The organism is Hymenobacter sp. YC55, assembly GCF_029433095.1.
In the GTDB taxonomy this organism is placed as follows: domain Bacteria; phylum Bacteroidota; class Bacteroidia; order Cytophagales; family Hymenobacteraceae; genus Hymenobacter.
On record NZ_JARNTX010000004.1, the window covers coordinates 249,168 to 262,509 of the forward strand.

Below are 13,342 nucleotides of genomic sequence, written 5' to 3' on the forward strand. Positions count from 1 at the left end.
TTGTTGCTATCGAATTGTTAATCAAAACGAAATCAGCAACAAGCCCCGTAAAATCTAGTACCCAGAAACAAGAAACCAGCAACCCTTTATATGGCAACCATCATCCAACAAAATCCGGCCGTAGCTCCTAACTCTCACGCAGCTCCAACACCCGAGCCAGTAGAAGAGCAGCCGGAGGGTCGCTCTAAGCGCCCGATTATCTTTATTGTGCTGGCGCTGGTACTGCTGATTGGCGGCTACTTCGGCTGGCAGCAATATCAGTTTGCCCAAACCCACGAAGACACCGACGATGCCCAGGTTGAAGGCGACGTATACCCCATTCTGCCGCGCGTAGGTGGACCCGTGTTGGAAGTGAAGGTAGAAGACAACCAGCAGGTAAAGAAAGGCGACGTGCTCGTGACCATTGACCCTGCCGACTACCAGCAGCGCGTAAATGCCGCTGAGGCTGCTTTGGTTGCTGCTCAAGCCAACGTAGTGGCTGCCCGTGCGGCCGTACGGACTGCGCAAGCTGGCGTAGGTAGCTCGCAAGCCACTATTGGCGTAAGCGAAGCTTCGCGTACCCGCTTGGAGAGAGACCTGAAGCGTAGCGAGTTCTTGCGCAAAGAAGACATCATTCCGCAAAGCGAGTACGATGCGGTGCAAGCCAACCTACGCGCTACTAACGCGCAGCGCGCCACTGCCCAGCAGCAGGTGCAAGTAGCCCGGCAGCAAGTAGCCGCCGCCGAGCAGCAGGTAGCCGTAGCGCAGGCCGTTGTGAAGCAGCGCCAAGCCGACCTCGACAATGCCAAATTGCAGTTGAGCTACACCACCATCACGGCTCCCGGCAACGGCGTAGTGAGCCGCAAGAACGTGCAGCCCGGCCAAGTGGTAGGCCCAGGTCAGCAGCTTATGGGCCTTGTGGCCAGCGAGCGGACGTGGGTGATTGCCAACTTCAAGGAAACGCAGCTCGGTGAGATGCGCGAAGGTCAGCCCGTGCAGATTGAAGTGGATGCTTACCCCGGCCGCGAGTTCGAAGGTAAAATTCAGTCGCTTTCGGCTGCCACCGGCGCCCGTTTCGCCCTACTGCCCCCCGACAACGCTTCCGGCAACTTCGTGAAAGTAACGCAGCGTGTACCTGTCAAGATTGTGCTCAACGAAGTAGATCCTCAGCACCCACTCCGCGCCGGTATGAGCGTGGTAGCAACTGTGAAGGTGAAGTAAAGGTGAAGTGGTGAAAGGTGAAATTGTGAGTTGAGAGGCAGTCTGTTTTCCGGTTCACTGTTTCACTTTTCACCACTGTGCCTACTTAGTTTCGCCTTTGTCTTCTTGCGAATAGAGGCTAGAAGAGAAACGATTTCTAGATACTCTTTTTCTAATTCACTTAGACGAGCTTTAGGTAAGATTGCTGCATCGCCTAGCAACTCTAGCCAAAACAAAGTTTCATCGGCTTCCTCTACGCAGATGCAGAGCTTGGCATACCACTCAGCTGCTGAACGCCCACGGCAAGCGGCCCGAAAATTGGCGGCTACTGAGGTCGAACACCGTAATAACTGTTTGCCTAATACAGTTGCCTCACCAGTATGTGGCAACTGCTGATACAGGCGAATTACACGCAAAGAAGCCTGCTTGGTTCGTGTCCGGATATTATCATTAAACGACGGCGAATCATTTAGTAATTCATTACTCATAATACGAAATGTGATAAGTGAAACTAGGCTGTTTCAAGATAAGAATAGCCCCTTCACCATTTCACAACTTCACAATTTCACTTACGAATGGAAACCGGATTCACCAAGTGGATTATCGTCGTTACAGTGGTGCTTTGCTGCCTGCTGGAACTGATTGATACCAGTATTGTAAACGTGGCCCTAACCCAGATGATGGGTAACCTCTCGGCCACGCAACAGGAAGTAAGCTGGGTGGTGGCCTCGTATGGCATTGCCAACGTTATCGTTATCCCAATGACCGGCTTTTTGGCCGAGCAGTTCGGACGGCGCAACTACTACTTTGTGTCGGTGGTTATTTTCACGCTGGCTTCTATTGCCTGCGGACAAAGCACCAACATCTGGGAACTGGTAGCCTTCCGCTTCATTCAGGGTATTGGCGGCGGTGCGCTCATGGCTACGTCGCAGGCCATCCTTATTGATACTTTCCCTCCCAAGCAGTTGCCCTTGGGGCAGGCCTTGTTCGGCATGGGCGTGATTATTGGCCCTACTATCGGCCCTACGCTCGGTGGCTATATCGTGGATAACTACGACTGGCCCTGGATTTTCTACGTGAACGTACCCGTTGGTATTCTGGCGTCTATCTTCACCATACTCTTCATTCGGGACCCCGAGCGGATACGGAATGCTATTCCAAGACCTCTGCGCGAAATCGACTGGGCCGGTATTTTTCTGCTGATCCTGGGGGTGGGCTCGTTGCAGCTCGTACTCGAGCAAGGCGAAACCGAGGACTGGTTTGAGAGCCTCTACATCAACATTTTCACGGCGCTGGCTGCTATTGGTATTCTCGGCTTTATTTGGCGCGAGCTAACGGCCAAGCAACCCATTGTGGACCTGCGGGTGCTTGGCAAGAGCCGCAACCTAGCTGTTGGGGCGTTCCTGTCGTTTATTCTAGGCTTCGGGCTGTTTGCTTCGGTGTTTGTCTTCCCGATCTTCACTCAGCGCATACTTGGCTTCACGGCCGCCCAAACCGGGTTGCTGCTGCTGCCAGGGGCATTGGCTTCGGGCTTCATGATGCCGCTTATCGGGCGGATGCTGCAAGCGGGGGTACCGCAGAAGTATATGATTCCGACGGGCTTCACCATCTTCTTTTTCTTTACCTTCTGGATGAGCAAGGTGATTTCGCCCACCGCTGGCGAAAGTGACTTCTTCTGGCCCCTGATGGTAAGGGGGGTGGGCCTTGGGTTGATTTTCTTGCCTATCACCACCATGTCACTGGCTGGTTTGCAAGGCAAAGATGCCGGACAGGCGGCTGGCCTCACCGGTATGATTCGCCAGCTGGGGGGCTCGTTTGGTGTAGCTATTGTGGGTACTATTCTGGAGCGTAGCATTCAGAGCAACCGCGTGAACATGTTGCCCAACATTTCGCTCTACAATCCCGAGACCGTACAGCGGATTCAGGCTTTCACGCAGAACTTTATATCGCGAGGTTTCTCGGCCGAGCAAGCTCGCCAGCAAGCTTATGCGGCGCTTGAAGGCATCCTGATGAAGCAGGTTTCCATCATCACCTACGGGCAGATATTCTCGATGCTCGGATTCTTCTTCCTGGCATGTCTGCCACTGGTACTGCTGATCAAGCGGGCCCGCGGCGGCGAGAAAATTGATCTTAACGCCGCGCACTAACCTCCATACTTAACTAATTGAAAAGGCCACTCGCAGCTGCGGGTGGCCTTTTTGTTGTCGCTAAATAATTTCTGCTGCTACTGATACTGGATGTAGAGCGGCTTGGGCGTAAGCTCGGCCAGCACCTCCGAAGGCGTCATCATGTGGTGAGGAGCCGGGCGGGGGTCATACTCGTAAAACAGCTTGAAGCCGGTGTACTGCACGGGCTGCGTCTGGATGTAGTCGTGGTACGAATCCTTCTTGAGCGTGGGGTTGCCCCAGCCATCCATGTGCATTACTACCTGCACGCGCGGGTCGAGCTTGATGTTTTTGTAGTTGGTAATCATGCCCTGCGTGAAGCGGTGCACGGTCAGGACCTTAGGCGGTAGCTTGTTTTCGCTTACAATGCGGGCCAGGAAGTTGATGGTGTAGTTAACGTCTTTGGCGTCGTAGGTTCCGATTTTCTTGCCGGGCCGCACACCTTTGGTTTGCATGGCAAACTCGGGGTCGATGCCGAGGTGCACGATGGGGTCCTTGAGGTAAGGCTCTAGTTTGTAGAGCTCGTGCTCTAAGTCGCTGAGGCCTACTTGCACATCCAGGAAGATGATGCACTTATGCTCTTTGGCCCAGGAAATAACTTCCTCGATGGTAGCCTTCGAGTTCATGAGGCGGTACTTACCATCTGCCCCTGCTGCGCCTTGCGCCGTGATGGTTACGTTGTGCAGCGCCGGCTGAATAGGTAGGGAAGGGTCAGCATCTTGCCACTCCTTAAGCACCTTCTCAAACTTGCGGAACATCTGCTCTTTCGGCTCGCGGCCCAGAATACCCATGCCCTTCGCCCGAATGTTGCCATAGAAGGCCACAATGCGGTGGCCAGGCAAAATGGCGCCGGGCAATTGCCCGCCCGCTCTCGTAATGGAATCGGCTTTGAGCGAGTCGCGGCGCATAGCGGCCCGCTTCAGCGCTATGGTATCAACAACGGCCGTTTTGGCGGAGTCGGCAGTGGCTTTCGAGCCGGTAGTTTCGGGTCCGGAGCCCGAGCCGCAGCCTGATAATGTAGTGAGGGTAAGGGCCAGGCCGAAGCCCGACAGTAGCACGCTGAGAGGAGAGATATATCGCACCGAAAACAGAAAAGTGAGAAGGGAAACTGACGGAAAGTTACACTTTTATTCACTCGGCTGTAGTGATATGCAGACTAGTTGCGCGCACTTAGGTTGCCGGAAAGGCAGAATGAAGTTGCTTTCCTGCTCGCAATGGTTTTCACTTGCTCTGGGTTTTTACAGCCGCAATTATGGGCCTGCTAAACCAAACAACCGAGTTGGCCATGTGCGCTGGCAGGGTTGCTTTTAGGCTGCCGCTAGGCCGGGATGCGTAGCCTAAGCCTGTTATTGGTACTGAATATAGAGGGGAGAAGGCGTGAGGGTACTTACCTCGCGCGAGGTCATCAGGCGGGAGTTGGAACGACGGTCGTTTTTAAAGAAAATCTTGAAGCCAGTGTACTCTACGGGCTCTTGCTTGATGAACTTGCGGTACGAGCTGCGCTTGATGTTGGGGGTGCCCCAGCCATCCATGTGCATCACAATCTGCACGCGCGGGTCGAGCTTGATGTTCTGGTAGTTGGTTACCATGTCTTGCCGGAAGCGGTGCACCACCAGCACTTTCGGCGGCAATTGATATTCGCTCACGAGCCGCGCCAGAAACCACCGGGCATAGTTGATGTCCTGGGCATCAAACTCGCCTACTTCCGTACCCGGCCGCCGACCCGATTTCATGGAAAACTCGGGGTCGATGCCGAGGTGTACATACGGCAGGCGCAGATACTTTTCTAGCTTGGGTAGCTCGTGCTGCAAGTCGCTTAGGCCTACTTGCACATCCAGGAAGACGAGCGTATTCTGCTCTTGCCCCCATTTTATCACTCTCTGAATAGTGGTATCGGGTAAGGCCATACGGTACTTGCCGTCGTCGCCGGAGTCGCGTTGCGCAATAACGGCAATCAGGTGTAAGGCGGGCCGTACGGGTAAGGAGTCGGCTTTTTGCCAATCTGCTACTTGCAGCCGCAAGCGGCGCAGCATCTCGTCCTTGGGATATTGCCCCAAAACACCCATGGCTTTGTGCAGTGGGTTGCCATAAAACGCCACAATGCGCTCGGCCGGTAGTATAGCACCCGATAGCCGCCCGCCAGCTCGCGCCACCGAGTCGGCACGCAGCGAATCTCGGCGGATGGCGTCTTGCTTACTTATGGCTATTAGTGCCGCACTGGCTTGAGGCCGGGTGGCTTCGCAACTTGTGAAGCCAAGAACAAGCAGCGTAGAGCTTACTACCAGCACCAAGGCTGCGAAGCGGAAGGCAAGGCGAATAGGGTACAGCAAACGGAAGCCGGTTGAGAGACGAGATATCTAAACAGATGATGGGAATTTTAGGTCGGAAAAAGGGCTGAATATTTCAAAGATACAGCAGTATACCTCCTGCGCCGCAAAAAAACAGTCCGGCTCCACCCTTATCGGCCTATCGTCAGCTATAAGTAAGCAATTGACGATGAGCCGATAAGGGTGGAGCCGGACTAGCACGGCTCTGGCAACCGGGAAAGATTACATAACAACGGTACAGAGTACGGCCGAACTCCCTTGTACAAGTAATTGCCACTACACGTGTGCAACAGGGGAGCAAACCAAATCTATATTTAGCAACTGAAAACGAATTATAGCCCCGTAGGTAGAGCTTTTATGCTATTTGCTTATTCCAAAAGGAAGGTGATAGGAACGTCATAATACACGGCTACCTCCTTGCCTCTTTGAATGCCGGGTGTCCATTTTCGTGGCAGGTTGTGTAAGGTAGCTAGAGCCGCTTGGTTCATTTCTTCTGCTACTGCTTCCAGTCCTTTAGGAGCAAGGACGCCTTTTTGTAAGGCAACATCCTTTACGCTGCCGTCTTCGGCCACAACAAACTTGACGAAGGCTACACCATCTAGTTTAGCAGCTTTAGCCGCCGCCGGATACCGTAGCCGTTGTATGAGGTCAGCTAAAAGTTGCCCTTGTCCACCCGCATACTCTGGCATTTCCTCTACTTGGGCATACACGTTGCGGCTATCAGGGGAGAAGCGTACAGGTTTAAAGTCTTTGAAAATAGGACCTTCACTAAAAGCAGTAGCCGAGGAATCAGGAGATTTAACTCGATAATTTTGTACAGGTTCTAACTCCATCGGACCACCTACTTGTCTACGTCTGCGTAGTTTGCCACTTGAAAACTCAAAGGGGACTGTATAGCTTACAGCTACTGGCTTGCCGTTTTGGCTGCCGGGTGTCCACTGGCCTGGTAATTCTTTGACGGCTTTCATTGCCAACGCCTCCAACGCGTGTGCAGCTGCTTGCTGCTGGGGCCAAATGGTGGTAATTCCCTTGTGTACTTGCACGTCTTTCACCGTACCATCAGCGGCCACTGTGAATTTGACCAATACCTTCCCTTCCAGACTCGCTACCTTCGCTATAGCGGGATACTCGTAGTGCAAGCCCCAACTGAGATCTTTTACTAACCGTAACATTCCCCCTTTGTACTTGGGCATTTGTTCGGCTTGGGTGTAGACCTGGTCGGCCGCTACTGTGGACGTGGATAGTTCAGGTGCTTTCTCGCAGGCAGAAGCAAAAACCAATAAAGCGCTTACTGGTAGCAGCCAGAACTTTCCGAAGCGCACAAAACGAGGGGACTGTAGCATGGCAGCGTACGTAAGCGTTTTAGGTTAAGTGAAACAGCAGGTTGCCAGAACTAGCAGGCAGTCAGGCTATTTCAACGCAAACGTGATGGGAACAGTATAGGAAACGGCTACTTTCTTTCCGTCTTGGCTTCCCGGTGTCCACTTGCCGGGCAGGTTGCGCACCGCAGTTAAAGCAGCTTCATTTAGCGCCTTGGCTTCTGCTGTTAGTTTTTGAGGAGCGTTTATGCCTTTTTTTAGCTCAACAGCCTGTACGCTCCCATCCTCAGCCACAATAAAACCAACGAAGGCCTTGCCTTGTAGCTTAGCGTCTTTAGCAGCTTCAGGATACTGTATGCCTTTACCCAAATCAATCATGAGCTGATTTAACCCACCTGCGTACTCGGGCATTTTCTCTACATACTGATATACTGCTGGCGGCGGTGGCGGTGGCGCTGGTAAGGCTTTCTCAGTTAAGACCGGCGGTTCTGGTGCTGCCTCACTGTCGGAGGTGGCAGTTGCGGATGCGGGAGCGGTGGAATCTGGAGCCTGCTCGCAAGCAAAAGTGAAGAGCAGCAGGCCACTTACAGGCAGTAACAGCCACTGCTTCCAGCGGCGGGTGGAACGAGGAGATTGTAGCATGGCAATACGGGTAAGGGTTTGAGATTGAGTGAATGATTGGGTAAGCGGCAAATGAGGATGCAGCCGGCGCAACGTGAGGCGAGCCAGCAAGGCGGCGTAGATAGTAGGTGCCTCCGGGGTGGGCATGGTCTGCAGCACTGTCGAATCGGCAATGTATTCGTGGGTCAGGTCTAGGGCCCGCGGGTAGCAGTGCACAAAAGGATTAAACCAGAGCACCGCGCGCACTAGCTCCAGGAGCAGCCGTTCGTGGGTATGGCCCTGCCGCACGTGTACCAGTTCGTGCTGGAGCACTTGGTTGGCTTCGGCTAGCGTGAGGTTGGCGGTATCGTCCCAGAAAACCAACCGCCCAAAAGAACTGACGGGCAGCTTACCACTGCTTGAAACCAACGTATAGTCTTCTTGAGTGTCGCGGGGAAGCTGGCGGGTTTGCTGCCACAGGGCCACTAGCTGCCAGCCTAGGCGCCCCAACCACACAAGCACCCCAGCTCCGTACACCAGCGGCAGCCACGTCCACCAGAGAGTAGAAGCTGCCTGGCTGCTTACGACTACAGTTGGGAGAGTAACCGACGGGGTAAGCAGGGGCGTAGGAGTAGCGTCGGGAGGAAGCCACCCGCTTAGCAGGGGAGCCGTACCTGCTAGCAGCAACGGCAGCAGTAGCGCCAGCCAGGGCGTGAACAGCAGGAACCGGCGGTTGTAGTGGAAGAAAGACTCCCGGCGCAGGAGCTGATAGAGCAGCCAGCAGGCGCCTAGGCAAAGCGTGCTTTGCCACATCCAGTTAAGCAGGGCGGCCGTCGTTGGGAAGAGCATCGTCGTCGGGGTTACGGTCTTGCTGCGCATGGCGGAGCAACTCTTCGAGCTGCTTGGCATCGAGGTCTTCTTCCTTGGCGAAAAAAGACACCAGTCGGCTAAACGAGCCCCCAAAATGACCGCCGAGCAGCTTGCGCAACGAGAAGCGCCGGTAGTCGTCTTGGGCGACCAAGGAGTGGTAGCAGTGCGTGCGCCCAAAAGCCTCGTGCCCGACGAAGCCTTTTTGCTCTAGAATGCGGATGATGGTTGACACCGTGTTGTAGGCCGGTTGCGGAGCGGGCATTTCGGCTAGCACGTCCTTCACGAAAGAAGGACCGCGCTGCCAGAGTACCTGCATCACCTGCTCTTCGGCCCGGGTTAGTTCAGGGAAGTTTTGCATAAGCGAGGGGTTAGTGAATTGAATGTATAACTAAAATATTAGTTATACAACTAATTTTTTAGGTAAATCTGAAAGTAGTTGAAAATGAAGCGCTACGTTATAGTCGGGCATAGCAGAAGTAGCAGTATTCAGCTATCCATTGGTAGCAGGGCAAGAGAGTTGAATTTGCGGCCGGTTAGGGGAAATCTTTTGGCCTGGGTGGTGTTGTGAGAGTGATAGTTAACTCTAAGCTTCCACCGTGTTTTTGAAAAAATTTGATTTACGCCGGCTGCGCCTCACGCTGATGCTGTGGGCCGGTCTGGGCGTAGCAGCTGGCAGCAGTTGCTCGAAAGAGACGTCACCGCAGCCCGAAGCGCCGGCTGCCGTCGAAACGCACTTACTTAACAGCACTCTCATCGGGGAGTACAGCCCCGCCGCACTAGCCAGCCGAGTACCGGGCATGCCATTGGTTGGGGCACTGGTGCGCTACCCCATCCGCGTGTATAAACTGACCTACACCACTCAAAACACCGACGGCCAGAAGGTTACGGCTTCGGGTGCATTGCTGGTGCCCGTAACCACGCAAGCGTTGCCGCTGCTTAGCTACCAGCACGGCACCATCAGCCCCGAGGGCGAAGACCGGGCGCCATCGTACTACAGCGCTAGCAGCGAAGTGTACTCGGCCGTATCGCTGCTGGCTTCCACCGGCTACATCGTGTCGGCTCCCGACTATATTGGTTACGGAGCTGCCAAGAACTTGCCGCACCCCTACGAGCATGCCGCTTCCCTGGCCTCGACGTCGTTGGATATGATGCGCGCCGCCAAGGAGTTTTGCGAGAAGCAGAAGGTAGCCCTCAACAAGAAAAACTACTTGCTCGGGTATTCGGAGGGTGGCTACGCCACTATGGCGCTGCACAAGCTGATCGAAGAGAAGTATCCGACCGAATTTGCCGTAACGGCCAGTGCCCCAGGTGCCGGTGCATACCACAAAACCGCCTTTGCCAACTACATCCTGAGCTCCGACCAGAAGCTTAGTTTCCTGAGTTCGTATGTGTGGGTACTTGATACCTACAACCGGGTGTACAATATCAACCGGGCGCCGAACTATTATTTCAATCAGCCTTGGGCGACGCAGTTGCAAGCCAACCCCTTTGGCGACGTGCCCGAGAAGCCTGCTGAGCTATTCACCAGCACCTTCCGGACCAGCATCCTCAACAAAACGGATGCTCCCATGACCGCCGCTTTCCAGGACAACGACATCTACGATTGGAAGCCGAAAGCCCCGCTGGCCCTCTTCCACGGTACCGCCGACGACTACGTGCCGTACTTCAACTCCGAAGATGCCTACAAGGCCATGCGCGCCCGCGGCGCTACCCAAGTGTCGTTGCACCCCATCCAGGGCGGCAACCACTTCACTTCGGTCACGCAGTATACGCTTGAAGCCCTCGGCTTTATCTCGCAGTACTAAGCCAAGCGCAGTCGAAGTATCTTACTTGAAAGATTCTATAGAAGGGGTTTACCATTCGAGCGAGATGCTTCGGCTGCGTTCAGCATGGCCGTTCTTCTTGGTTACTTGCTCAGATAAACTTCTACTTCAGGCTAAGGCATCCATAAAAGTCATGACTAGTAACAGAAAGCAGCGCGAGGCTCCGGCTCCGCGCTGCTTTTTGTTTAGGCAAACTAAGCAACAGCTTTACCTAGCCGTTGCGGATGCCGTTGGGGCTACGGCCTGCCGGAGCCAGGTGCCAGCCAGTGCTGCCAAGCCACCTACTAGGCCGCCTATTACCGCCGTCAGGAGTACTAGCAGCCAGCTTTGACCACCAAGGGGTAGAAGCTGCGCTACCCGGTGGGCCAGCAGGCCTTCGTTGCGCACGCTCAGCCAGCTAGCCAGTAGCAGCCAGCCCAGCCCTATACCCAAGAAGCCAGCTACAAACGACCGGCCGCCTGACACGCCCCGCCAAGCGGCCAGCACCAAGCACAAGGGCGTTATCACCCAACAAGGCAGGAAAAGCTGCGCGACGAAAGCAAGCACCAAAATCAGCAGAAAGAGCAGCATAGAGGTAGATGAAAAGCTAGTTCGATAATGTCCAGGCGGCGCGTACACGTGGGTTCGGCTCCGCAGCACTGCGCAAAAACACCAGTTCATTGAGCTTACCTACGCGCCAGGTTTCCAGCATATCGTCGTAGGCCGTTGAGCCGGGGTTGCCGCTTTGGCCGCCCGGAAATATGCCGTAAGCATGCACTTGCGGCCCTAACGCCACCACCATGCGCCACGAGGGGCCGGTGCGCTCGGTCGTAGCATTCACGATACCCGCCCCGCCGCCGCAGTCCAAGTCCATGTGGCCGAAGCCGGGTATCTGAAGCATGTGCAGAATGTCGGTGCTCTTCTGGTTTTTCCAAGCCCACTTAGCGCCGATGGAGCCATACTTCCGGGTCAGCGAGTCGGTAGCGAAGCGCAGGCTCTGGCGCACGAGCTGCGGCAGGGTTTCGCGCTGCGGTGTGCGACGGTCATCGATCCAGCGGCTGTTCTCTTCCCGCAAGATGAGGATTTTGCTTCGGTCGCGGGCCGGAACGCGCATTTCCAAGCCGGTGGCTTTCAACCCGAAATCATCTGCCCAGATTCGCTTGATTAAGTTGGCGTACCACAATTCGTAGACGCTAGGGGCTAGCGCATCGGCCGCGTACTGATAGTTCCAGCGGCGCATTTCGGCTAGCACGCTGGCCTCGGGCGAGGAGGCCGTTACCAGCGTATCGCCGTTGGCGGGACCAGCTACCAGCTCCAGGAGCCGGGGTAGCAGTAGCTGGGCCGTTACGTTGAGGTTGTCGTTTTGCAGCATCCGCAAACTGTCCGGCGTGGCCTGGCTCATGCGGGTCAGGCGCTCGTTGATGCGGTGGGCCCGGTCGTAGCTGCCGTCGCCGTAGTTCCAGTTCAGGTAGTAGGGGTAGTCAGGGCCCGTAGAAAACTGGTTGGCCGAGGCCACAAACTGGCGCGGCGGGTTCTTGACGTGCGGGTTCTGGGCGGCCGGAATCCAACCCTGCCAGTCGTAGGCCGGGTCGGTGCCATCGAGAATAAACTTGCCTTGGTCGCGCCACTTCAGCGGAAAGCGGCCGTTGGGCCAAATGGCAATATCCTTGTCGGTACTGGCAAAAATAAAGTTCTGGGCGGGCGTGCCGTAGGTGCTCAGGGCCACGGTGTAGTCTTGGTAGTTCTGGGCGCGGTTGAGGCGGTAGAACGCCTGGAACTCGTTGGCCGCGTCGTGGGCGGTCCAACGCATGGCGTGGGCAATGGGCGTCTGGGCCAGAAAAGGCTTTTCCGGCTGGTCGTACACAATGGGGCCGTGGTGGGTGTACAGCACCGTATCGAGGCGGTCGGGCTGCCCGCGCACCTTGATGCGCTCTACTACCCGGCGCACCGGCTTCCAGCGGTTATCGTGCCAGTACTCGCGTTGGCTGCTATCCCGGAACTTGAGTTGGTACCAGTCCATCACATCGGCCCCCACGTTGGTGACGCCCCAGGCTACCTGCTCGTTGAAGCCGATAATGGTAAACGGCACTCCTGGAATACTTACGCCGTACACGTTTACGCCGGGCGCCGCCAGCTGCACCTGATACCAGATACTAGGCAAGTTGAGTTGCAAGTGCGGGTCGTTGGCCAGCAGCGGAAAGCCCGTAGCCGACTTCGCCCCGCTCACCGCAAAGTTGTTGGAGCCCAGTTCCGGGTCGGGCTCATTCTGCGGCACCTTCCCCGACATGGTTGCCGCGAAGCCAGGCGGTGTGGCCGGCACCGGCAGCGGTTTAAAATCGAGCGGCGTGCCCACCGGTACAATAGGTTCTTCCTGCACCGGGTAGTCCGGGAATAAGTCTTTAACGACAGCCGGACCGTACTTGGCCAACGCGTTGCTCATGCGCAAGTCGTCGGAGCGGCCGCTCAAATCAAAGGCCATGTACTTTAAAATCAACGCGCATTTCAGCGGCTCCCAAGGCTCGGGCGCGTAGTCGAGTAGCTTGTACTCGAAGGGCATGGTTTTCGGTGTCAGCGTGTTGATGTAGGCGTTCACCCCGTCGGAGTACGACGTTAGCACGAGGTGAGTTACCGGGTTGGCCATGGCTGAATCCAGCGACTTTTGCGCCCCGAACGGCAAACCCATACGCCGGAAAAACCGGTCGGTTTCCAAGCGGGCAGGGCCTACTATTTCGGCTAGCCGCCCGGCCGCTACGTGGGTAATGAAATCCATCTGCCAGAGCCGGTCCTGCGCCGTGAGGTAGCCCTGGGCGTAGTACAGGTCGTGGTCGTTCTGGGCGAAGATGTGCGGCACGCGCTGGTCGTCGAAGCGCACTTGCACGGGCTGTTGCAGGCCGGGCAGTTGCAGGGTCTGCTGAGTTGGCAGCGCATCGGCGGTTTCGCCGTTCTGCCAGAATCCCCGGAAAGGGCTTAAAAACTTGCCGAATGGCGGCACGTCGCCGTGCTTGGTATTGAGGGCCCAAGTCAGAACACCGGCAACAAGTAGGGCCAACAGCGCCCGAACGTAGCGTAGCATAGATTCA

At 55.7% G+C, this 13,342-nt stretch carries 11 protein-coding genes; 3 read left to right on the plus strand and 8 right to left on the minus strand.

All coding sequences use genetic code 11. The features are described 5' to 3' along the window. The first annotated feature begins 90 nt into the window (after positions 1 to 90). Positions 91 to 1,200, plus strand: coding sequence for an HlyD family secretion protein (locus P1X16_RS23670; RefSeq protein ID WP_277234443.1), 1,110 nt, complete (start codon positions 91 to 93; stop codon positions 1,198 to 1,200). A gap of 62 nt (positions 1,201 to 1,262) precedes the next feature. Here the strand turns inward: P1X16_RS23670 and P1X16_RS23675 are convergent, their stop codons facing one another. Then, positions 1,263 to 1,667 carry a four helix bundle protein gene (locus P1X16_RS23675; RefSeq protein ID WP_277234444.1) on the minus strand — a complete coding sequence of 135 codons (405 nt, stop codon included), beginning with the start codon at positions 1,665 to 1,667 and terminating at the stop codon, positions 1,263 to 1,265. An 87-nt stretch (positions 1,668 to 1,754) separates the two neighbouring features. On the opposite strand from P1X16_RS23675, the gene P1X16_RS23680 reads away from it, so the two are divergent. Continuing rightward, on the plus strand, positions 1,755 to 3,326 hold the full coding sequence (locus P1X16_RS23680; RefSeq protein ID WP_277234446.1) for a DHA2 family efflux MFS transporter permease subunit: 1,572 nt from the start codon (positions 1,755 to 1,757) through the stop codon (positions 3,324 to 3,326). 77 nt (positions 3,327 to 3,403) lie between these two features. Here P1X16_RS23680 and P1X16_RS23685 read toward each other — a convergent pair whose 3' ends face one another. The 5 genes from P1X16_RS23685 to P1X16_RS23705 all read right to left on the minus strand — a co-directional run bounded on the left by P1X16_RS23685 (position 3,404) and on the right by P1X16_RS23705 (position 8,818). After that, complete coding sequence (locus tag P1X16_RS23685; RefSeq protein ID WP_277234448.1) at positions 3,404 to 4,426, minus strand: hypothetical protein; 1,023 nt, start codon at positions 4,424 to 4,426, stop codon at positions 3,404 to 3,406. A 264-nt stretch (positions 4,427 to 4,690) separates the two neighbouring features. Continuing rightward, on the minus strand, positions 4,691 to 5,674 hold the full coding sequence (locus tag P1X16_RS23690; RefSeq protein ID WP_277234450.1) for a hypothetical protein: 984 nt from the start codon (positions 5,672 to 5,674) through the stop codon (positions 4,691 to 4,693). Between the two features lie 365 nt (positions 5,675 to 6,039). Next, on the minus strand, positions 6,040 to 6,864 hold the full coding sequence (locus P1X16_RS23695) for an energy transducer TonB (RefSeq protein ID WP_277234452.1): 825 nt from the start codon (positions 6,862 to 6,864) through the stop codon (positions 6,040 to 6,042). A gap of 216 nt (positions 6,865 to 7,080) precedes the next feature. After that, on the minus strand, positions 7,081 to 8,469 hold the full coding sequence (locus tag P1X16_RS23700; RefSeq protein WP_277234454.1) for a M56 family metallopeptidase: 1,389 nt from the start codon (positions 8,467 to 8,469) through the stop codon (positions 7,081 to 7,083). Continuing rightward, entirely contained in the window at positions 8,408 to 8,818 is a 411-nt protein-coding gene (locus P1X16_RS23705) for a BlaI/MecI/CopY family transcriptional regulator (RefSeq protein WP_277234456.1), read from the minus strand. The genes P1X16_RS23700 and P1X16_RS23705 overlap by 62 nt, the downstream gene beginning before the upstream one ends. Before the next feature lie 238 nt (positions 8,819 to 9,056). Here P1X16_RS23705 and P1X16_RS23710 point away from each other — a divergent pair, with 238 nt between their 5' ends. Beyond that, entirely contained in the window at positions 9,057 to 10,265 is a 1,209-nt protein-coding gene (locus tag P1X16_RS23710) for an alpha/beta fold hydrolase (RefSeq protein WP_277234458.1), read from the plus strand. A 225-nt stretch (positions 10,266 to 10,490) separates the two neighbouring features. On the opposite strand, the gene P1X16_RS23715 is transcribed toward P1X16_RS23710, so the two are convergent. Then, complete coding sequence (locus tag P1X16_RS23715) at positions 10,491 to 10,853, minus strand: hypothetical protein (protein ID WP_277234460.1); 363 nt, start codon at positions 10,851 to 10,853, stop codon at positions 10,491 to 10,493. A gap of 16 nt (positions 10,854 to 10,869) precedes the next feature. Next, positions 10,870 to 13,335 (minus strand): penicillin acylase family protein, encoded by a 2,466-nt coding sequence (locus P1X16_RS23720; RefSeq protein ID WP_277234462.1) that lies wholly within the window; start codon positions 13,333 to 13,335, stop codon positions 10,870 to 10,872. Between the last annotated feature and the right edge of the window lie 7 nt (positions 13,336 to 13,342).

Coding starts and splice junctions, on each gene's coding strand:
- P1X16_RS23715 (WP_277234460.1), bottom strand. CDS start 10,853: ATGCTGCTCTTTCTGCTGATTTTGGTGCTTGCTTTCGTCGCGCAGCTT.
- P1X16_RS23670 (WP_277234443.1), top strand. CDS start 91: ATGGCAACCATCATCCAACAAAATCCGGCCGTAGCTCCTAACTCTCAC.
- P1X16_RS23695 (WP_277234452.1), bottom strand. CDS start 6,864: ATGCCCAAGTACAAAGGGGGAATGTTACGGTTAGTAAAAGATCTCAGT.
- P1X16_RS23705 (WP_277234456.1), bottom strand. CDS start 8,818: ATGCAAAACTTCCCTGAACTAACCCGGGCCGAAGAGCAGGTGATGCAG.
- P1X16_RS23720 (WP_277234462.1), bottom strand. CDS start 13,335: ATGCTACGCTACGTTCGGGCGCTGTTGGCCCTACTTGTTGCCGGTGTT.
- P1X16_RS23680 (WP_277234446.1), top strand. CDS start 1,755: ATGGAAACCGGATTCACCAAGTGGATTATCGTCGTTACAGTGGTGCTT.
- P1X16_RS23700 (WP_277234454.1), bottom strand. CDS start 8,469: ATGCGCAGCAAGACCGTAACCCCGACGACGATGCTCTTCCCAACGACG.
- P1X16_RS23675 (WP_277234444.1), bottom strand. CDS start 1,667: ATGAGTAATGAATTACTAAATGATTCGCCGTCGTTTAATGATAATATC.